Below are 19653 nucleotides of genomic sequence, written 5' to 3'. Positions count from 1 at the left end.
GACTATGGAAACGATTGTGCAAGCACAAAGTCTTAAAGGAACAGTTACAATTCCTGGAGATAAATCAATTTCTCATCGTGCCATTATGTTTGGTTCCATTGCAAAAGGTACAACTCGAATTACAAATTTTCTTCCTGGGGCAGATTGTTTAAGTACGATTTCTTGCTTTAAACAAATGGGTGTTCAGATTGAACAAGACGGAGCTTCAGTAGTGGTAGAAGGGAAAGGTATCGAAGGTCTTCGTGAGCCATCAGAGCTTCTCGACGTAGGGAATTCTGGAACGACCTTTCGTTTAATGATGGGCTTACTCGCTGGAAGACCATTTCATTCTGTATTAGCTGGAGATGAGTCAATTGCAAAGCGACCAATGAATCGCGTAACAGTTCCATTAAGTCAAATGGGTGCAGCAATTGATGGGAGAGAGAATGGCACGTTTGCTCCGATAGCGATTAGAGGCGGTAATCTTAGTGGTATTACATATGATTCACCTGTAGCGAGTGCCCAAGTGAAATCAGGTATTCTTCTTGCGGGTCTTCAAGCTGATGGCGTTACAACGGTTACAGAAACTCATCGTTCACGAAACCACACTGAAAATATGTTAGAAAGTTTTGGTGTCAAAGTGAAGAGAGACGGTTTATCTGTCAGCGTTGAAGGGGGACAGCATCTAACCGCTACAAATGTAGAAGTACCAGGTGATATCTCCTCAGCTGCATTTTTCCTAGTAGCAGGAGCAATCGTTCCTAATAGCACCTTAACCCTATTAAACGTAGGGATTAACGAGACAAGATCAGGTATATTAGATGTTCTTGAACAGATGGGAGCTTCTTTGTCCATTAAAAACAAGCGGGTTGTGAATCAGGAAGAAGTGGCTGATTTAACAATTAGTACTAGCGATCTTTCGGGAACAACGATCGAAGGGGAGATGATCCCTAGATTGATTGATGAGCTTCCAGTTATTGCTTTACTTGCTACGCAGGCTAATGGAAAAACGGTTATTCGAAATGCGGAAGAATTAAAAGTAAAAGAAACAAACCGTATCGATGCAGTCGTTGAAGCATTACAAACGTTGGGAGCATCTGTAACAGGAACACCAGATGGAATGGTTATAGAAGGCCCTACAAGCCTCCATGGTGGACAGGTTTCAAGTTTAGGTGATCACCGTATTGGAATGATGCTTGCAGTCGCAGGTTGCATTACAGAGGGGTCTGTCCAGCTTGAATTACCTGAAGCAATCAAAGTTTCATATCCTGATTTCTTTGAACATTTGAAACAACTAAGAGCAGGTTCCTAGGAACCTGCTTTTTTATGTGACAACACATCCCATCTTTTGGCGCACAAAGTCTCCAGCGCTAGTCGGCTCTAAGCGGGCGCTTACGCTATTCGGTGTCCAGCTTCAGCGCCCAGAGCCTCGAGACGCTTCGCCTTTCACTCTGAACACAAAGGGCGTGTTCAGAGTGAAAGTTTCCAGCGCTAGTCGGCTCTAAACGGGCGCTTACGCTTTTTGGATAAAAACCGAAATTTTCTAAAGAATCTGTTGATTTTCTGGAATACCCTGTTATACTAAGAATAGTAATGGTTTCTCTCCACTCCTATCCATATTTATTTTGTCCCTGTGTTTTGAAAGCGCTAACAAAGGCTTTCGGCACAGGGAATTTTTTTCATTGGTGCTTTTATAACATAAACAAGTTCTTTAAAACATAGCCTGTCATAAACAAAATGGCAGGGGGGCGCTTGTTTGAAACGTCTTTATGAAAATGCATCTATAGATGGCACTGATTATAAGTTGGTTGCGGATGAATTGTTATCTTATAAGACGAAGGTTGGAAAGCTTAATAAAGGAGTCCGTTGCAACTTGAACGGTTTTTCAATGATGGCTGGGAAAGTTTATCTTTCAGAAATAAACAATAGAGAACCAGAGAGTGGATTTATCGAATTAATGAGAGAATACATGTTACAAGGCGTCACTTCGATTCTAGCGTTAACCGAGATAAAACATGCTTATACATTTGAAGAAGAGATCAGTCGTTCGTTATCATACCTAGTGAATTCTCCTATTGACTATGCTCTTGGTTTACGAATGGACAGCACAAAAGTGACTCCAGATGTTATTAGGAAGTGTGCACGTTACCAGGTTCCGTTCATTGTAATTGATTTTAAACGTGAGGAAGAATGGAAAGAATTCGTATCTGAATGGATCGTTCAAGCGAATTTTCCTTATCATGCCATGCTTGTGCCTTTGTTTTCATTTATCGAAACGTGGAATTCTGATGCTATAGAACTTAAGCTTCCACAATTGCTTGATGAAGCGGTACTCAAAGGGCTAGACGCATTCCACTATCCTGAATTATTGAGAAGGAGACAGCTTCCTAAACCAATATTAATGCGGATTGGTTTTTATCCTCAAAAAGGTGGAATCCTTACAGGAACGGATTTTGATTTTAATCTCTATCGAACGAATTCAGGCAATCAAGTTGAAGATGAACTATTTCTTGATTATGATGGAAGAGACCCAATCATTTCAGGACTTCGTGGTGAATTACTGAAAGTGAATCATCATGTTTTCCTAAAACCAGGATATGGTCAACATTTGAAAATTCACAGACCATCGTTTTTTACTGCGAGTCATCGAAATAAAAAAAGTAGTGTTAGAAGGAGTTTTGGAACGTGGAGCGTCTTAAGCAGGCTGTCTCATTAATTGAGTCGGGGAACTTTGAAAAAGGTTTAACAGAATTGAAAGAAGTACGAAAAGATGCAGATCATGAAACATTATATGATCTGTCAAACATTTACTATAGTCTTGGACTGATTGAAGATTCTAGAGATGTAGTAGAGGAACTGTTAATACACTATCCAAATGAAGGAGAATTACTTGTACAGGCAGCTGAATGCTATGTTGATCTTGAACAAGAGCAGGAGGCTATTGCCGCATTAAATAAAATAGATGAAAGTGATGCTGCTTATCCGCCGGCGCTTCTCTTGCTTGCGGATCTATATCAAACAGAAGGCTTGGAAGAGGTTGCGGAACAAAAATTAATGGAAGCAAAGCGTCTTTCACCTGATGAGCCAATCATTGATTTTGGACTAGGTGAGTTTTATCTCACTCAAGGGCATCATTTAAAAGCTGTACCTTACTATGAATCAGTACTCGGAACTAAGGGAGAGCTTGCGAATGAGAACATTGAACTGAGGTTAGCTGAAGCCCTAAGTGGAAGCGGACAATTTGAAGAGGCGCTTACTTACTATGAGAAAGGCCTTGAGAATGCTCGCGAAATTAATGCACTCTTTGGATATGCTTTCACAGCGTTACAAATAAGTGAATACCGTAAAGCCATTAACGCATTTAACGAACTGAAGGAAGTTGATCCACAATACAGCACGCTTTATCCATACCTCGCAAAAGCCTATGAAGAAGAGGGCGCTACTAGTGAAGCAATTCAAGTACTAGCAGACGGAATAAAGGTGGATGAATTTAACGAAGAGCTCTATTTGCAAGCGAGCAGGTTAAGTTATAAAACTCATGATAACGCAAGCGGTGAACAGTACTTACGCGAATTACTAGCTATTAATCCAACGCACATTGAAGCAGCGAAGACGCTTGCAACGTATCTTAGAACAGAAGAAAGATATGAAGACATCCTTGATCTACTACGTAATATTGAAGAAGGAGATCAAAGCGATCCTTACTTAGATTGGTCTGCTGCAACTGCTTATGCGCAGGTAGAAGAGTATAAAGATGCCATAAAACGTTATGAAAACGCATATACTTATTTCAGAAACGATCCGATCTTTTTAGAAGAGTATGGAGGATTTTTGTTTGAAGAGGGTCGGCGTGAAGAAGCTGTTAATGCATTTAAGCTAGCTTTGGAGTTGGACCCAACGCTCGTTCATCTTGAGGAAGAAGTACTGCGCTTTGAAGAAGAAACATTTAAAGAGGAGTAAGGCGAAGAAGGAAATTTATGTTCAATGACGAATTGTTAAATTAGGAAAATCTCAGGGAGGAATCGCTATGAGCAGCTCCGTTTCTGTCGTTGAAAAGAAAGACTTTCTGAAATGGTTTTTGAAGAAATACCAGGTGAAGAAACGTGAATGTGTCTGGCTGTTAAATTATTTAATAAGCGATGAAGTGCTCATGGGTAACGTACATTTTGTTGAGAATGCTGAGTTTTGTCCAAAGGCGCTTGTGATCTCAACTCATTGTGTAGAAAATGCTCCATTCCGTTTTTATAAGCACAACATCATCACGACTGACCCTGAAAAATCATTTCATGACATTCGTCTGAATCAGGACGAGCCTATCTACATTCAATTGAATTTCAAGAGTAAAAACGTTTCTCCACACTATGTGGCTGTTCTGGAGGAAAATCCATTTTTACCAGAAAATATGGCAGCGGATAAAAAGTATTCATTTATGGCTGAAATGGTTCTTGATGAGTCGTTTACACGGTTCAAGAAAGAATCGATTTTGAAGCAGATTGATGAAGCACTGGATCGCAATGATGAAATGGCGTTCAAAAATTTAAGCAAGCAATTAAGTAATTTATAACCCTTGATTTTTCAAGGGTTTTTTTATTTTGGTGGCTATCGTTATGAGCATATACTTGGAACGTGCGTTCGAGAATACCCCTTCATCGATGATCTTACAGATGGTATACTAAGAAAGAAATGAATGTCGCTAGTCGAATTCGTTTTGAGTTAACCGACTCACAGTCAAGAGAGGAGAAGACGTGTTGATCCGAAGTTTAGAGTGGAATGATATCGCTCTTGTAGAAGAAATGCCGACTGGAATTGAAGATGACTATGTCGTCCGGATTACTAAAAGGTTGATTAAAGAAGAGAAGATGGTCGGCTATTTTGAAGCAGGGAAATTAATCGGCATAGCGGGGATGACGCTCTATGAAGATGAAGCTGCCGTTCTAGGTAGATTGCGAACTCATATTGACTATCGTGGTAAAGGTGTTGCTTCAGCATTAATGAACTTCCTACGTAAAGAAGCACATAACAATTCAAATGTGAAATGGATCGGGTATGCGACAGAAGAGTATAATATAGCAGGTAATCGCTTAGCACCTCACTTACATATGAACCTTGAGGCAGTTATAGTCTCATCGCGTATAAGTCCTCATTCTGTTTCTGGTGACATCGTGACGTCACCTTTTCAAAAAGTGACCGGAACAGAAAAGAAAGGTCTAATAGAAAAAGAATGGGGAAATAATAGTCATTCTTTTTTCCCGTATTCAATCTATTATCCACTTCCCTTCGTTCCTTCTCTATCGTCTTCTTACATTGATAGCACTGAGATCTTTCTAAATGAATATGGAAGCTTTATGATGACGAAGGAGGAGAAGGGAGCTTCTTATTTGCATGTGAAAGTATTTAATGAAACGGTCCTTTATAGTAAAGAAATGTGGGAGATTGCAAGCAACTGTGCAAGCGAGGAAGCGAGAACGATTTGGATTGATTTACCAATGAAAGAAGCGAAGTGGCTAGAAATGAAGTCCCACCAAACCATTTGGCACTTATATGGACAGAAAAGGAGTTATCAAAATGAAATGGACAGAAGCTGATATCGCTCTATTTGAAAAAGAAAAAGAATATGTAGATACTGCTGTGCTTCCGCTTGTCCCGATATCGATGACGAGTAGCATAAAAACAACTGTATCGATGGGAGAATATATAAACATAATAGCAAGTGAGCTTGAAAGACAGTTAAAAGGGCGTCTATTATTATTACCTTCCTTTACTTATTTGACTTCTGAGGAATCATTATCAAAAGTAGAACGTCTAAAAAAAGTAGAACAAGAGTTATTCGAAGGTGGAATTAAGCACATTGTTACCCTAACAGCCGATGTTGAATGGAAGCAACTTGAAGATCAGTTAGATAGTGCTATGCTATGGATGCCAGCGATCCCTCTAGAGCATATGGATGAACAATATAAAATGGAAACGGTATCAGCGCAAGTGAAACAAGTTTTACAATTTGTAACAAATACGTGGCAAAGTAATATAAATAGTTAGTTTGTGGCATGCTAAAGACCAATCCGAATATTGACAGAGCAAGAGTGACTACGCTATCATAGGAATGTCCTAGTTATATGTATGTACTATTTATGTCCGGCTGGACTGACTTCATAGGATAGGGGGGAAACCAATGGCGAAGAAGAAGGAAGTAACAAGACGCCAATTTCTAAACTACAGCCTGACTGGTGTCGGCGGTTTTATGGCAGCAGGAATGCTAATGCCGATGGTTCGTTTTGCAATTGATCCATTATTAAAAGAAGGTGCCAAGCAGGATTTTGTTCCTGTAATGGACACAAGTGAGATTACGAACAAACCTGTTCGTAAAGAATTCAAAATTGACCAGGTAGACGGTTGGTATGAATCTGAGGTCACTCAATCCGCATGGGTTTACAAAGATGAAAAAGACGAAATCGTCGCACTTTCACCTGTTTGTAAACACTTAGGGTGTACGGTGGACTGGGCTTCAAACGCAGCATATCCAGATCAGTTTTATTGTCCGTGCCACGGTGGCCGTTACACAAAAGATGGTGTGAATGTAAAAGGAACACCACCTCTTGCGCCGCTTGATGTTTACAACAAGAAAGTTGAAGATGGAAAACTTTACCTCGGAAAACCTGAACCACGTTAGGGGGCGTAATCTATGTTAAATAAAATCTATGATTGGGTAGATGAACGCTTAGATATTACGCCAATGTGGCGCGATATTGCAGATCACGAAGTGCCAGAGCACGTTAACCCTGCTCATCACTTTTCGGCGTTTGTTTATTGTTTCGGCGGTTTAACGTTTTTTATTACCGTTATTCAAATTCTATCCGGGATGTTCCTTACGATGTATTATGTACCTGACATTGTGAATGCCTGGGAGTCTGTCTACTATCTTCAAAACGAAGTAGCATTCGGACAAATTGTAAGAGGAATGCACCATTGGGGAGCCAGTCTCGTTATCGTTATGATGTTTCTACATACCCTTCGCGTGTTCTTTACCGGCTCTTACAAAAAACCTCGTGAATTAAACTGGGTTGTAGGTGTATTGATTTTCTTCGTTATGCTTGGTCTAGGGTTTACAGGATATCTTTTACCATGGGATATGAAAGCGCTATTCGCAACGAAGGTTGGTCTTGAAATTGCAGTGACTATACCAGTGGTTGGAGAATGGGCAAAAACTCTTCTTGCAGGTGGAGAAATTATCGGAGCTCAAACGCTCGCTCGTTTCTTTGCGATTCATGTATTCTTCTTGCCAGCTGCACTTCTTGGATTGCTAGGTGCTCACTTTATCATGATTCGTAAACAGGGTATTTCTGGCCCGCTATAAGATGTAATCTCAGAACTTATAATAATCATTTCGACACAATTTTTTATACGAAGGAGGGGGACAGATGCATCGCGGAAAAGGAATGAAGTTTGTTGGCGATTCGCGTATTCCTGCGCAGAGAAAGCCTAACATTCCAAAAGATTATTCAGAGTACCCCGGCAAAACAGAAGCGTTTTGGCCGAACTTCTTATTAAAAGAGTGGATGGTAGGTGCTGTATTTCTAGTTGGGTATCTAGCACTAACAATTGCCCATCCATCTCCACTCGAGCGTGTAGCGGATCCGACAGATGCGACCTATACGCCGCTTCCTGACTGGTACTTTCTCTTCTTATACCAGCTCTTGAAGTACAAATTTGCCGCCGGTGACTATACGCTTGTAGGTACAGTTGTTATGCCAGGCCTTGCATTTGGTGCACTTCTTCTTGCTCCATGGCTTGACCGCGGTCCAGAAAGAAGACCAGCTAAGCGTCCTGTTGCGACAGCGCTTATGTTACTTGGTCTTATTTCAACGGTATACTTGACGTGGGAATCAGTTGTAACTCATGACTGGGAAAAAGCAGCAAAGCAAGGGGAAATTGTTGAAGCTGAAGTTGACAAAGAATCAGAAGGTTACGCCATTTATTCTGGACAATCCTGTATTGGTTGTCATGGGGACAGCCTTCAAGGTGGTTCAGGTCCATCTCTTCTTGAAACACAGCAAACCAAAGAGTCGATTATGGACATTGCTGTGAACGGGATCGGCGGAATGCCAGCGAATGCTTTTAAAGGTTCTGATGAAGAACGTGAGAAGCTAGCTGAATTTATTGTCGAAACGGCAGAAGCAAATAAATAAGATGAAAAGCTGACTGTTACAGTCAGCTTTTTCTCATTTAAATTGCTTATGCACTTCAATCGATGAAAGATATTGAAAAGGAGATGCCTATGATTTCTCAATTTTTATACCTGCTAAAATCAAGACCTTTTCTTTTACTTCTGTTGATCATTAACATTCCGGGTACCATATACGGCTATTACTGGTATGGATGGCAGTTAGCAGAAACAAAGCCTATCTTTTTACTATTTGTTCCGGATAGTCCTACAGCGAGTCTGTTTTTCTGTTTTGTTTTACTGGCCTTTCTCTTCGGTAAAAATTGGCCACTGATGGAAAGTCTAGCTGCCGTGACTTTATTCAAGTATGGGATTTGGGCGGTCATTATGAATGCTCTAGTGATGGTTGTGACAGGACAGCTATCTCCTATCGCAATTATGCTCATCTTATCTCATCTTGGAATGGCGATAGAAGGATTGCTTTTTACTCCTTTCTACAGAATTAAGTTGTGGCATCTCGTGCTAGTGGCGATATGGACATTACATAATGATGTGATCGATTATGTTTTCGGTCAAATGCCAAGTTATTCAATATTAAGTGAGTATACACCGCTTATTGGATATTTTACATTCTGGCTGTCGATCTTTTCTCTAGCTCTTGTCTATTTCTTATCTGTTCGAAAAGGACGCTATCAGCTTTCTATCTAAGATGGTCTACTCTTGTCCATTTCTTCATACATTGAAGTAGGAAGAAGGAGGGACAGGGAATGGGTAGACGATGGCTCCTTGTAGTGTTGCTTTTGACGCTTCCCGTCAATGTACATGCTTCGGAAACAGATACGAAACAAGTCTGGAATGATATAGCAGCAAATGCGTTGGAATTTGGCAAACAAGAGAAGTTTGACCGTGCTAAAACGATGCTTGATGAATTTTCTAATGCTTTTCCAGGTGATCAGTCTAGTGAACTTTCGACTACTGAATTAAGAGTGATCCTCAATACACATGACCGTGCACTAAAGGCAGTGACAGCTATGGATAAAGCAGTTGATCAAAGAATTCAGTCCTTAACGGAATTTCGTCTGGCTGTTGATGCGCTAGTAGCTGAAGATCAGCCAATGTGGAAACAGACGGATGACCAAATTCTCCCGCTTATTACCGAAATGTCCACCGCTATTGAACACGGAGACGTAGACGTCTACAATGCGAGTAAGGATCGTTTTATTGGAACGTACAGTGTAATACGCCCAGCGATGGCAATTGATCTCTCGCCTGAAACTCAGCAACGACTTGATTCGCATATTGCATTTATTGAGCGATATGGGTCTGATCGTAATTCAGAATTATCGGGTCAATTGCAAACCATGAAAGATGATTTCAAACAAGCTTACCATCCTTCTTCATCTGAGGAATCTTCCCTTTTATGGTTAATTGTTTCAATTGGAGGTATTATCATCGCGACACTGATTTATGTGACCTATCGAAAATACAGAGGCGAAAAAGAAGGCTTAAAAAGGAAACAAGCCGATTAAATTTGAAGATCTTGTGAACCTGAAACAGTGTGATTGACTTTCTAGTGGGATTTGACTAAAATTGACGTTAATAACAGTTTAGAAAGCAATTACACATATGATGGAGGAATGGAAATGGCTGGTTTTCTAGTCTATTTTGCGCTTTTGTTGATCATTCCACTCTGGGCTCAGAGTAGAGTGAAGAGCGCATACAAAAAATACTCAAAAGTTCCAAACTCGTCTGGGATGACTGGTGCTCAAGTGGCAAGAAAAATTCTCGATGAAAATGGGTTATATTCTGTAGGGGTTGAAGAAGTGCGCGGGCACCTTTCGGATCATTATGATCCTCGCTCAAAAACAGTAAGACTATCATCAGGTAATTTTCATGGTCAATCAGTGGCGGGAGCAGCGATCGCTGCACACGAGGTAGGACACGCGATTCAAGATGAGCAGAACTATGCACCGCTTCGTTTCCGTCATACGCTTGTTCCTGTGGCGAATCTTGGTTCAAACTTTAGCTATTTCATCATTCTCGCTGGTATTTTGATGGCATCGCAAAACTTTATTTTACTTGGGATCGTCTTTATGAGTGCAGCTGTGTTGTTCCAATTGGTAACACTTCCAGTTGAATTTAATGCTTCAAATCGAGCAATGGAACAAGTTGTATCAACAGGCGTTATTCGAAATGATGAAGAAAGAGAAACGAAAAAAGTATTGAATGCAGCGGCTTTAACATATGTTGCAGCAGCAGTAGTTGCTCTATTAGAATTACTCCGCTTTGTGTTCATCTTTATAGGAATGAACGAAGATTAAATAAAAAAATCTCGCCCTTTATGGGGCGAGATTTTTTTATTGGTCGATGGGATTTTTGTTTTCATCTAGGGTGAAGCCTTCACCTAAAACATCTTGAACATCGTTAACGGCTACAAAAGCATGTGGATCAACCTGTCGAATGATATTTTTCAAACGTACAATTTCATTTCGAGCAACAACGCAATAAAGAACTTCTTTTTGAAGACCGGAAAAGCTGCCTTTTCCATTCAATACGGTCGCTCCCCGATCCATCTGCTTCATAATATTGTCAGCGATTTCTTTATTATTCTCAGATATGATCATGGTCGCTTTCGCAGAATATGCCCCTTGTTGGATAAAGTCAATGACTCTAGCAGCTACAAATACCGCTAATAATGTATACATCGCTTCTTTATAGTTTAAATAAACAAGTGATAAAGCTATAACGCAAAAGTCGAAAATAAACATCGTTCTACCCATGCTCCAGCCAATGTATTTAGAACCGAGCTGCGCGATGATGTCCACCCCACCGGTTGTTCCTCCATAACGAAAGATAATGCCAAGACCAACCCCTACAAACACTCCTGCAAACAATGCTGCAAGAGTTAAATCGTCTTGAAGTGGGATGGATAGAGCGGAATATCGCTGAAAAATCCATAGAAACACAGATAAGGAAACGGTTCCAATAATCGTATAAATAAATGCCTTTCGACCAAGCAACTTCCATCCAACTAGAAATAATGGAATGTTAAGAACTAGATTACTAATCGCAGGATCAATTTGAAATAGAAAGTATAGCAAAAGGGTAATGCCAGTAAAGCCACCTTCCGCTAAATTATTTTCCATATTGAAATGCACAAGGCCAAATGCAAAGATTGCAGACCCAAGTAAGATGAACAATACATTTTTTCCACGTATGCCTTCCATAATAACCACTCCTATCCCTCCAGTAGAGCCAACAGAATTCATTATAATCAAATACTGAGCAGACAGCAATTTGAATCTGTTATACTCACTTTAGGTTTGATAAGAATATGTTGTTAGATTTTACGAATTTGGTGTTAAAGATCTGACGAGGTGAAGATTTGATAAAGAAAAAACTTGTGAAACATTTGTCAAATGCCTATCTTTTAGCTAACATAAGAAATGATGTGAAAGGTGGTTTGACAGATGGCTAATAGATCGATTAGTGAGATGCAAAAAGAGGTAGATCAATACATAAGTCAGTTTAAAGAGGGGTATTTTACTCCCCTTGCGATGCTAGCAAGAATGACCGAAGAACTTGGTGAGCTTGCACGTGAAATTAATCATTACCATGGTGAAAAACCGAAAAAAAATACAGAGGAAGAGCGTACCATTGAAAATGAAATGGGAGATCTCCTCTTTGTACTAACCTGCTTTGCAAATTCGTTAGATATAGATCTTGATGAAGCATTTGGAAAAGTGATGACTAAATTTAACACGAGAGACAAAGATCGATGGACGAGAATTGAAGAGGAGAGTGAATAGGCATGCAAGAAGTGAAAATCGTAATCGCAGGACCAAGAGGAAACATGGGGAGCGAAGCAGTGAAGTTGGTAGATCGTACAGGTCATTTTACTCTTACTGCAGTTATTGACAGCAAACAAACAGGGCAAACGGTAGCGGATATCGAAGGACTTCCGTCGCTAGATGCTCCTGTGTATACGGATCTTGACAAGTGCTTGTCAGAAGTAGAATGTGATGTATTAATTGATCTAACAACGCCTGAATATGGAAAAAAACATATGGAGATTGCTTTTAATCATGGCGTCCGTCCTGTCATTGGGACAACAGGTTTTTCTAATGATGATGTTGAAGAATTATCCAAAATAGCTGAACAAAAAGAATTAGGAGCCATTATTGCTCCAAACTTCGCTATCGGTGCAGTTCTTATGATGAAGTTTGCTTCTATGGCAGCTAAATATTTTGATGACGTTGAGATTATCGAGCAACACCATGATCGTAAGCTTGATGCTCCATCAGGAACTGCTGTCAAAACAGCGAAAATGATCTCAGAAGTAAGAGATGCAAAGAAACAGGGGCATGAAGATGAGCGTGAGGATTTAGAAGGTGCGCGTGGTGCAGATTATGAAGGAATGAGAATTCATAGCGTACGCTTACCGGGACTTGTTGCTCATCAGGAAGTTTTATTTGGTGGAGAAGGACAAACGTTGAAAATTCGTCATGACTCAATGAATCGAGCTTCCTTTATGCCAGGTGTGCAGTTAGCTGTTGAAACGGTTTTGAAAATTGATCAGCTTGTCTATGGTCTTGAAAATATTATGGAGTAGGGGATGACCTTATGAAAATCGCTTTAATCGCGCACGATAAGAAAAAGGATGATCTTGTTCGTTTTACTCTTGCGTATAAAATGATTCTAGATCCACACGAACTTTTTGCAACTGGTACAACTGGTAAGCGAATTATTGATGAAACGGGATTAGACGTGCACCGGTATCAATCAGGACCTCTTGGTGGAGATCAGCAGATTGGCGCTATGATTGCAGAAAACGATATGGATGCAGTGATTTTCTTTCGAGATCCCCTCACAGCACAGCCTCATGAGCCTGATATAACTGCTCTTATTAGGCTTTGTGATGTATACGATATCCCGCTAGCAACAAATATGGGCAGTGCAGAGATTCTTGTACATGCCCTTGCTAGGGGAGAATTGGATTGGAGAGAAATTGTACATGGAAGAAATAACACTTGATATACTTGCGTTCGGAGCTCATGCTGATGACGTTGAGATTGGAATGGCTGGAACATTAAAGAAACTTGCCGACGAAGGTAAACAGACGGGGATTTGTGATTTAACCGAGGCAGACCTATCATCTAATGGGACCGTGTTTATACGGCACCATGAAGCAAGGAATGCGGCAGAAATCTTATCTGTTAAAACGAGGGTGAATATGAAGTTTCCTGACCGTGGATTGACGATCTCTGATGATAAAGTTTCTTCCCTTGTTAAATTAATACGCCGCACAAAACCTAAGGCTATTTTTGTTCCATATCCAGAAGACCGCCATCCTGATCATGAACATGCTGCTCGTTTAGTTGAAGAAGCGGTTTTTTCAGCTGGAATCCGAAAATACAATCCTGAATTAGGATCTGCTCATAAAGTAAGTCAGGTCTATTATTATTTTATTAATGGATTTCACCGCCCTCAGTTTACAATTAATATTTCACATCAAATAGAAGCAAAGAAACAGTCTCTAGAAGCCTATGAAAGTCAATTCGTTCTAAGTAACGGAAGCGTCTCAACTCCACTAACGAATGGCTACGTTGAGAAAGTAATCAATCGTGAATACTTATATGGCAAAGAATCTGGAGTAGATTATGCGGAAGGGTTTATCGCAAAGAATCTGTTATGTATGGAAGAATTTCCGTTAGGAGAAAGCAAATGACACTTAAAATTGGTATTACCTGTTATCCAACTGTCGGGGGTTCTGGAGTGATCGCAACTGAGCTTGGTAAAATGCTTGCTGAAAAAGGGCATGAAGTCCATTTTATTACGAGTAGCGTTCCTTTCCGTTTGGATACGTTCCACCCGAATATTTATTTTCATGAAGTTGAAGTAAATCAATACGCGGTTTTCCGTTATCCTCCGTATGATTTAACCCTTGCAAGTAAAATGGCAGAGGTTATTCAAAGAGAAAACCTTGATCTGCTTCATGTACATTATGCTGTTCCGCATGCGGTCTGTGCTTTTCTTGCTAAAGAAATGGTGGGAGGAGACATAAAAATTGTGACAACGCTCCATGGTACGGATATTACCGTGCTTGGCTATGATCCTTCCTTAACACAATTGATTCGATTTGGGATTGAAAAATCTGATCGAGTTACAGCTGTGTCAGATGATCTCGTTGAACAAACGCATCGGCTCCTTGAAACAGATAAAGAGATCGATACAGTGTATAACTTTGTTGATGAAAGGATTTATTATCCAAAAGAGCCTGCCGATTTAAGGAAAACATACAGTATTTCGGAAGAGGAGAAAGTGATTGTTCATATTTCAAACTTTAGAGCAGTGAAACGTGTACCGGATGTCATTAAGGTGTTCCATCGTATTCAAAATGACATGCCAGCGAAGCTGCTACTCATAGGAGACGGTCCTGAAATTCAAGTTGCCTGTAAACTCGTTAATGAACTTGGTTTGAAAGATAAAGTGAAATTTCTTGGTAAACAAGAAAATATCGCTGAAATTCTTTCAATTTGTGATTTGAAATTATTGCTTTCTTCGAAAGAAAGCTTTGGGCTTGTTGCACTTGAAGCGATGGCTTGTGGAGTTCCAGCCATTGGTACGAACATTGGGGGAATCCCAGAAGTGATCGAACATGATGTGAACGGTTTTATTGCAGAAGTCGGTGATATAGATATGATTTCTTCTTACGCAAAGCAGTTGCTATCGGACGACGCTCTGCATGAGAGAATGAGTACGGCAGCTGTAAAAGCTGTTGAAACGAGATTTGCTTCACAACGGATTCTAGAACAATATGAAGCCATTTATTATAAAACACTTCAAGGGGCATTGACTTGATTGACCTAAAAGGGGAGGCTTACAACACATGTATGGAAGTGCTTCACATCCTAACTGAAGATGGATTTGAAGCCTACATTGTTGGAGGAGCTGTGAGAGATGCTTTACTAGGTATACCTGTTGCTGATTTTGATATTGCTTCGTCTGCTAAACCGGAAGAAGTAATGAGGCTATTCAATAAAGTTGTACCTACTGGGATTGATCATGGCACCGTGACAGTCATCTATAAGGAGTTATCTTTTGAAGTGACAACGTTCCGCTCTGAAAAAGGTTATCGGGATTTTAGACATCCATCAGCAGTATCATTTCTTGGAACGATTGAAGATGACCTAGGACGGCGAGATTTTACTATAAATAGCATGGCTCTTTCAATAAAGGGGGATGTGATTGATTTATACGATGGTCTAGATGATTTGAAGCGTCGCCTTTTACGCACTGTAGGAGATCCCGCTGAGCGTTTTCAAGAGGATGCTCTACGTATGGTAAGAGCGCTTCGGTTTCAAAGTGTCCTGGACTTTTCGTTGGATAAAGAAACGGAAGAAGCGTTAATACTGAACGCGCCTCTCCTTAAGCGTGTGGCGATTGAAAGAATTCAAATTGAGATAAGCAAATTGTTGTACGGAAAGGCTGTTCATTCAGCCATCAATCAGCTTGTCCAAGCACGTTTGCATCAAATTTTACCAGGACTCCAAAACTTAGAGAAATGGCTTGAAGAGACAAGGTACCTGCACTATCTGGCTTCGGAAGAAGAGAGATGGGCTTTTCTTGCGCGGACTACAGATGATCCCGTTCGATTTCTTAAAGAATGGCGCTTACCAAATCGGATCGTTAAAAAGGTCGAATTTCTATTAAGGAATGTCGATCTTGTTAAAAGAGAGGGCTGGAGCAGGTGGCGCATATACGAAGCTATACCCGAAGTAAGGTCATGCGAACGGCTTTTATCCGTTTTTGAAAAGCGCACACCAAATCTTTTAGAAGTGGATCGAATCGCTTCAGAACTAGTGATAACATCAGCCGAAATGCTCGTTGTGACTGGAGAAGAATTGATTAAATGGAAGGGTACAAAGCCCGGGCCATGGGTTGGAGAAGCTCTTAAACAAATTGAGCATGCTGTAATAACAGAAGAGATAAAGAATGAGAAATTCAGCATTAAAAGGTGGCTTGAACAGTGGCAGACTCAATAAGGCAGCGCCTGCTGCAAATGCTTGAAGAACATGCAGAATCATATGTTTCTGGTCAAATGATCAGCGAAACGCTTAATGTATCTAGAACAGCCATTTGGAAACATGTATCTGAACTTCGTAAAAACGGATATGAGGTTGAGGCTGTTCAGAAAAAAGGTTATCGAATTGTTTCTAGACCAGATATGTTAAGTAAAGAAGAAATCAGCTTAAAGTTAACAACAGATTTTCTTGGCAAAACCATTTACACCTATCCTACTGTCGAATCGACCCAGTTTATTGCGCATGACTATGCGCATAAAGGGACAGCAGACGGTACGATCATTGTTGCTGATGAGCAAACAGCGGGAAAAGGAAGACTTGGACGTTCGTGGCATTCTCCACCTGGGAGTGGTATTTGGACAAGCATTATACTTCGTCCAAAATTACCGCCTCAAAGGGCCCCTCAATTCACTCTTATCGCAGCTGTTAGTGTTGTCCATGCCATCCGTAAACAAACAGGGCTTGAAGCAGAAATTAAATGGCCAAATGATATTCTCATAGATGGAAAAAAAGTAGTTGGAATCCTAACGGAACTTCAAGCAGAAGCTGATCAAATTAAATCAATTATTATTGGAATGGGTATTAACGTCAATGCCACAAAAGAAGATTTTCCAGAAGATTTAACGACAGCTACCTCCCTTAGGATTGAATTAGGAAAAGAAATAAAGCGCTCAGTGTTATTAGCTGCTATCTTAAATGAACTTGAAACGCTCTATGAAGAGTACTTAAATAACGGTTTTAGAATGATCAAGCTACTTTGGGAAAGTTATGCCGTCAGTCTTGGTCGAAGAATTAAGGCGAGAACTCTGAATGGTGTGATTGAAGGTCTTGCGAAAGGAATAACAGAAGAAGGGGTACTCCTTTTGGAAGATGAAAGTGGTAAGATGCATTACATTTATTCAGCAGATATCGAAATTTGTTAACTATAGCTGATGATTTCTGCTATACTAACAGATGTAAGGGTGGTATCCGGATGGAGCCGCACCAATCGTAACTTCAAAAAAATAATCTGCCTTGATCCATATGGACTGGGACAGAGGGATGAGACCGATACAGTAACCTCCTGAAGATGGAGCGTTGCAGCTAGTCTATGTTGTCATAGACTGATGGGATACCCCTGTCTGCTGCAATTCCATTTCAGGAGTTTTTTTGTGCGGTATTCCTCTGAATAAAGGAGGAAAAGATATGAAAACAACGAGTGATTTTAGAAAAATGAAAGCAAATCAAGAACCAATTGCTATGCTTACGGCATATGATTATCCCTCAGCTAAGTTAGTAGAAGAAGCTCATATTGATTTGTTATTAGTCGGTGATTCACTTGGAATGGTGGCGCTCGGCTATGACTCAACTATTCCAGTAACGATGGATGATATGGTCCTTCATACAAAAGCGGTTAAGCGAGGCGCCCCAAATACTTTTATCGTTACAGATTTACCGTTTCTCACTTATCATAGCAGCGTTTCTGAAACGCTTTCTCATGCTGGTCGATTACTTCAAGAAGCAGGAGCTCACGCTGTTAAACTTGAAGGTGGTGGAGAAGTTATCCATCATATTCAAAAGTTAACTTCAGCTGGAGTGCCAGTGATGGGGCATTTAGGATTAACTCCGCAATCAGTAGGTGTTCTTGGGGGATATAAAGTACAGGCAAAAGAGTCAGAAAGTGCCGGATTATTAGTAAAAGAAGCGAAAGCTGTTGAAGAAGCTGGAGCATTTGCCCTAGTACTTGAATGTGTGCCGCAACAGCTGACTGAAATTGTATCTAGCGAGCTTTCTATTCCAGTAATAGGGATTGGAGCAGGGGTCAAAGCTGATGGCCAGGTACTCGTTTATCATGATTTGATCGGATATGGTTCTGGTCATGTACCTAAGTTCGTCAAGCAATATGTTAACGTGTCTAACTTAATTCATAAAGCTGTTGAACAATACGTTTCTGATGTAAAAGGAAGTCATTTTCCCGAACAAAAACATTCATTTAATATGAAAGAGGAGCAGCTTTCAGGAATGTATGGGGGAACAAGGCTATGAAGATTATAAAGACTATTAACGAAATGCAATCATTCTCAAAACAAGCGATGAGATCAGGACAGAAGATTGGTTTTGTACCAACCATGGGTTATCTTCATGAAGGGCATATGAGCCTTGTGGGAGAAGCTGTGAAGCAAAATGATTGCGTTATCATGAGTGTGTTTGTGAATCCACTTCAATTCGGTCCGAATGAAGACTTTGATCGCTATCCCCGAGACCTAAAGCGAGATGAAGAACTAGCAAGTCAGGCAGGAGTAGATGTTTTATTCTACCCTGATGTAACGGAAATGTATCCGAAGGAGCGTACGACAAAGCTAACCGTTCAAGAACGTGTTAATACATTATGTGGTGAATCTAGACCTGGTCATTTTGATGGCGTAGCTACAGTCGTTTTGAAATTGTTGCAAATTACACTACCTGATAGAGCTTATTTTGGTATGAAGGATGCTCAACAAGTAGCTGTGATAAAAGGGCTAGTCGATGACTTTAATGTACCTGTTGAGATTATCCCTTGTCCTATCATTAGAGAGAAGGATGGGCTTGCCAAAAGTTCAAGGAATGTGTATTTAACACCAACCGAGCGGAAAGAAGCCATTCAACTTTCACGAAGTTTAAGTGCTGCTTCAAAAGCACTTAGTGATGGCGAAATAAATCCGGAACGAATTAAAGACATCGTTTCAACTTACTTAAGCGAAACTTCTGGAAGTATTGATTATGTAGAAGTGTTAGCCTACCCTGCATTAGAGAAGGTACATGTGATAACAGAAGACGTTATCATAGCGGTTGCCGTTCAATTCTCTGCTGCAAGGCTAATTGATAATATTGTAGCGCTAAAAAGCGAAATAGCGATAGGAGTGTAGAACATGTTTCTAACAATGATGAAGGGGAAAATTCATCGAGCACGTGTGACAGAAGCAAATTTGAACTATGTAGGAAGCATCACAATAGATGAAGATATTATCGAAGCGGTTGGTATGCTACCGAATGAGAAAGTTCAAATCGTTAATAATAATAATGGTGCAAGGTTGGAAACGTATATTATTCCTGGGGCAAGAGGGTCAGGTGTAGTTTGTTTGAATGGTGCTGCAGCTCGTCATGTTCAAGAGGGCGATGTCGTCATCATTGTCGCTTATGGGATGATGAGTGAAGAAGAAGCCAGAAACTTTACGCCTCGTGTTGCGATTATGGACGATCACAATACGATCATCGATATGATTGGGGTAGAGCCTGAGGCGACTATATTATAAATACCTACGCTCTGGACTTTGGTCCAGGGCTTTTTTTTGAAGGGCCATCCTAGTTTTACTCCTTTCAAATCATATCCTCACAATCGAATCTATCGCATTTTCGTGGATTCTTATCTCATGTTATAAGAAATTATTTTCCGTTCCATAGAAAAAATGATAA

General features: G+C 40.4%; 23 protein-coding genes. 22 read left to right on the top strand and 1 reads right to left on the bottom strand.

Annotated elements, in window-relative coordinates:
* Positions 1-4: 4 nt before the first annotated feature.
* From aroA to AC0VYV_RS12900, 12 genes are all read left to right on the top strand, one after another.
* Positions 5-1291 (top strand): 3-phosphoshikimate 1-carboxyvinyltransferase, encoded by a 1287-nt coding sequence (gene aroA, locus AC0VYV_RS12955; protein WP_475365376.1) that lies wholly within the window; start codon positions 5-7, stop codon positions 1289-1291.
* 444 nt (positions 1292-1735) lie between these two features.
* Entirely contained in the window at positions 1736-2695 is a 960-nt protein-coding gene (locus tag AC0VYV_RS12950; RefSeq protein ID WP_475365375.1) for a hypothetical protein, read from the top strand.
* Positions 2665-3939 (top strand): tetratricopeptide repeat protein, encoded by a 1275-nt coding sequence (locus tag AC0VYV_RS12945; RefSeq protein ID WP_303530994.1) that lies wholly within the window; start codon positions 2665-2667, stop codon positions 3937-3939. The genes AC0VYV_RS12950 and AC0VYV_RS12945 overlap by 31 nt, the downstream gene beginning before the upstream one ends.
* Positions 3940-4006: 67 nt before the next feature.
* Positions 4007-4543 carry a ReoY family proteolytic degradation factor gene (locus tag AC0VYV_RS12940; protein ID WP_194221913.1) on the top strand — a complete coding sequence of 179 codons (537 nt, stop codon included), beginning with the start codon at positions 4007-4009 and terminating at the stop codon, positions 4541-4543.
* A gap of 184 nt (positions 4544-4727) precedes the next feature.
* Positions 4728-5564 carry a GNAT family N-acetyltransferase gene (locus AC0VYV_RS12935; RefSeq protein ID WP_475373902.1) on the top strand — a complete coding sequence of 279 codons (837 nt, stop codon included), beginning with the start codon at positions 4728-4730 and terminating at the stop codon, positions 5562-5564.
* Positions 5545-6015, top strand: a complete 471-nt coding sequence (locus AC0VYV_RS12930) for a YpiF family protein (RefSeq protein WP_430243061.1) — start codon at positions 5545-5547, stop codon at positions 6013-6015. The genes AC0VYV_RS12935 and AC0VYV_RS12930 overlap by 20 nt, the downstream gene beginning before the upstream one ends.
* Positions 6016-6148: 133 nt before the next feature.
* Positions 6149-6646, top strand: a complete 498-nt coding sequence (locus AC0VYV_RS12925) for a ubiquinol-cytochrome c reductase iron-sulfur subunit (RefSeq protein WP_194221910.1) — start codon at positions 6149-6151, stop codon at positions 6644-6646.
* Positions 6647-6658: 12 nt separating this feature from the next.
* Positions 6659-7330 (top strand): menaquinol-cytochrome c reductase cytochrome b subunit, encoded by a 672-nt coding sequence (gene qcrB / locus AC0VYV_RS12920; RefSeq protein WP_194221909.1) that lies wholly within the window; start codon positions 6659-6661, stop codon positions 7328-7330.
* A gap of 64 nt (positions 7331-7394) precedes the next feature.
* On the top strand, positions 7395-8162 hold the full coding sequence (locus AC0VYV_RS12915; protein ID WP_194221908.1) for a menaquinol-cytochrome c reductase cytochrome b/c subunit: 768 nt from the start codon (positions 7395-7397) through the stop codon (positions 8160-8162).
* Between the two features lie 89 nt (positions 8163-8251).
* On the top strand, positions 8252-8845 hold the full coding sequence (gene lhaT, locus AC0VYV_RS12910; protein WP_475365373.1) for a lipoprotein heptaprenylglyceryl N-acetyltransferase LhaT: 594 nt from the start codon (positions 8252-8254) through the stop codon (positions 8843-8845).
* A gap of 59 nt (positions 8846-8904) precedes the next feature.
* The gene (locus AC0VYV_RS12905) at positions 8905-9666 is read left to right on the top strand and encodes a sporulation protein YpjB (protein WP_430243055.1); all 762 of its coding nucleotides are present in this window, start codon (positions 8905-8907) and stop codon (positions 9664-9666) included.
* Between the two features lie 114 nt (positions 9667-9780).
* Positions 9781-10458 carry a zinc metallopeptidase gene (locus tag AC0VYV_RS12900; RefSeq protein ID WP_194221905.1) on the top strand — a complete coding sequence of 226 codons (678 nt, stop codon included), beginning with the start codon at positions 9781-9783 and terminating at the stop codon, positions 10456-10458.
* A 36-nt stretch (positions 10459-10494) separates the two neighbouring features.
* Here the strand turns inward: AC0VYV_RS12900 and AC0VYV_RS12895 are convergent, their stop codons facing one another.
* Positions 10495-11364: a YitT family protein gene (locus AC0VYV_RS12895; RefSeq protein WP_475367490.1), complete on the bottom strand. Its 870-nt coding sequence runs from the start codon at positions 11362-11364 to the stop codon at positions 10495-10497.
* A 243-nt stretch (positions 11365-11607) separates the two neighbouring features.
* Here AC0VYV_RS12895 and AC0VYV_RS12890 point away from each other — a divergent pair, with 243 nt between their 5' ends.
* From AC0VYV_RS12890 to panD, 10 genes are all read left to right on the top strand, one after another.
* Complete coding sequence (locus AC0VYV_RS12890; protein WP_194221903.1) at positions 11608-11946, top strand: nucleotide pyrophosphohydrolase; 339 nt, start codon at positions 11608-11610, stop codon at positions 11944-11946.
* 2 nt (positions 11947-11948) lie between these two features.
* Entirely contained in the window at positions 11949-12749 is an 801-nt protein-coding gene (dapB, locus tag AC0VYV_RS12885) for a 4-hydroxy-tetrahydrodipicolinate reductase (protein ID WP_475365370.1), read from the top strand.
* A gap of 11 nt (positions 12750-12760) precedes the next feature.
* Positions 12761-13171: a methylglyoxal synthase gene (gene mgsA / locus AC0VYV_RS12880; RefSeq protein WP_194221901.1), complete on the top strand. Its 411-nt coding sequence runs from the start codon at positions 12761-12763 to the stop codon at positions 13169-13171.
* On the top strand, positions 13152-13865 hold the full coding sequence (bshB1, locus tag AC0VYV_RS12875) for a bacillithiol biosynthesis deacetylase BshB1 (RefSeq protein ID WP_475365369.1): 714 nt from the start codon (positions 13152-13154) through the stop codon (positions 13863-13865). Before mgsA ends, bshB1 begins: the two co-directional genes overlap by 20 nt.
* Positions 13862-14998 carry an N-acetyl-alpha-D-glucosaminyl L-malate synthase BshA gene (gene bshA, locus AC0VYV_RS12870; RefSeq protein WP_475373901.1) on the top strand — a complete coding sequence of 379 codons (1137 nt, stop codon included), beginning with the start codon at positions 13862-13864 and terminating at the stop codon, positions 14996-14998. Before bshB1 ends, bshA begins: the two co-directional genes overlap by 4 nt.
* Complete coding sequence (locus tag AC0VYV_RS12865; RefSeq protein WP_430243049.1) at positions 14995-16182, top strand: CCA tRNA nucleotidyltransferase; 1188 nt, start codon at positions 14995-14997, stop codon at positions 16180-16182. Before bshA ends, AC0VYV_RS12865 begins: the two co-directional genes overlap by 4 nt.
* Positions 16167-17144, top strand: coding sequence for a biotin--[acetyl-CoA-carboxylase] ligase (locus AC0VYV_RS12860; protein WP_283154068.1), 978 nt, complete (start codon positions 16167-16169; stop codon positions 17142-17144). The genes AC0VYV_RS12865 and AC0VYV_RS12860 overlap by 16 nt, the downstream gene beginning before the upstream one ends.
* Before the next feature lie 262 nt (positions 17145-17406).
* The gene (gene panB, locus AC0VYV_RS12855; protein ID WP_430243048.1) at positions 17407-18246 is read left to right on the top strand and encodes a 3-methyl-2-oxobutanoate hydroxymethyltransferase; all 840 of its coding nucleotides are present in this window, start codon (positions 17407-17409) and stop codon (positions 18244-18246) included.
* Entirely contained in the window at positions 18243-19106 is an 864-nt protein-coding gene (gene panC / locus AC0VYV_RS12850; protein ID WP_475367673.1) for a pantoate--beta-alanine ligase, read from the top strand. The genes panB and panC overlap by 4 nt, the downstream gene beginning before the upstream one ends.
* 3 nt (positions 19107-19109) lie before the next feature.
* On the top strand, positions 19110-19493 hold the full coding sequence (gene panD, locus AC0VYV_RS12845) for an aspartate 1-decarboxylase (protein WP_430243045.1): 384 nt from the start codon (positions 19110-19112) through the stop codon (positions 19491-19493).
* Positions 19494-19653 lie beyond the last annotated feature (160 nt).

Source organism: Anaerobacillus sp. QJM3NY_17 (genome assembly GCF_056173665.1).
This window is presented reverse-complemented; position numbering and strand designations above follow the sequence as displayed.

What these genes read in the sequence shown, in the direction of transcription:
- AC0VYV_RS12895 (WP_475367490.1), bottom strand. Translation starts at nt 11,364, where the DNA reads ATGGAAGGCATACGTGGAAAAAATGTATTGTTCATCTTACTTGGGTCT.
- AC0VYV_RS12925 (WP_194221910.1), top strand. Translation starts at nt 6,149, where the DNA reads ATGGCGAAGAAGAAGGAAGTAACAAGACGCCAATTTCTAAACTACAGC.
- qcrB (WP_194221909.1), top strand. Translation starts at nt 6,659, where the DNA reads ATGTTAAATAAAATCTATGATTGGGTAGATGAACGCTTAGATATTACG.
- bshB1 (WP_475365369.1), top strand. Translation starts at nt 13,152, where the DNA reads ATGGAAGAAATAACACTTGATATACTTGCGTTCGGAGCTCATGCTGAT.
- panB (WP_430243048.1), top strand. Translation starts at nt 17,407, where the DNA reads ATGAAAACAACGAGTGATTTTAGAAAAATGAAAGCAAATCAAGAACCA.
- aroA (WP_475365376.1), top strand. Translation starts at nt 5, where the DNA reads ATGGAAACGATTGTGCAAGCACAAAGTCTTAAAGGAACAGTTACAATT.
- mgsA (WP_194221901.1), top strand. Translation starts at nt 12,761, where the DNA reads ATGAAAATCGCTTTAATCGCGCACGATAAGAAAAAGGATGATCTTGTT.
- AC0VYV_RS12940 (WP_194221913.1), top strand. Translation starts at nt 4,007, where the DNA reads ATGAGCAGCTCCGTTTCTGTCGTTGAAAAGAAAGACTTTCTGAAATGG.
- dapB (WP_475365370.1), top strand. Translation starts at nt 11,949, where the DNA reads ATGCAAGAAGTGAAAATCGTAATCGCAGGACCAAGAGGAAACATGGGG.
- AC0VYV_RS12900 (WP_194221905.1), top strand. Translation starts at nt 9,781, where the DNA reads ATGGCTGGTTTTCTAGTCTATTTTGCGCTTTTGTTGATCATTCCACTC.
- bshA (WP_475373901.1), top strand. Translation starts at nt 13,862, where the DNA reads ATGACACTTAAAATTGGTATTACCTGTTATCCAACTGTCGGGGGTTCT.
- AC0VYV_RS12915 (WP_194221908.1), top strand. Translation starts at nt 7,395, where the DNA reads ATGCATCGCGGAAAAGGAATGAAGTTTGTTGGCGATTCGCGTATTCCT.
- lhaT (WP_475365373.1), top strand. Translation starts at nt 8,252, where the DNA reads ATGATTTCTCAATTTTTATACCTGCTAAAATCAAGACCTTTTCTTTTA.
- panC (WP_475367673.1), top strand. Translation starts at nt 18,243, where the DNA reads ATGAAGATTATAAAGACTATTAACGAAATGCAATCATTCTCAAAACAA.
- panD (WP_430243045.1), top strand. Translation starts at nt 19,110, where the DNA reads ATGTTTCTAACAATGATGAAGGGGAAAATTCATCGAGCACGTGTGACA.
- AC0VYV_RS12930 (WP_430243061.1), top strand. Translation starts at nt 5,545, where the DNA reads ATGAAATGGACAGAAGCTGATATCGCTCTATTTGAAAAAGAAAAAGAA.
- AC0VYV_RS12905 (WP_430243055.1), top strand. Translation starts at nt 8,905, where the DNA reads ATGGGTAGACGATGGCTCCTTGTAGTGTTGCTTTTGACGCTTCCCGTC.
- AC0VYV_RS12890 (WP_194221903.1), top strand. Translation starts at nt 11,608, where the DNA reads ATGGCTAATAGATCGATTAGTGAGATGCAAAAAGAGGTAGATCAATAC.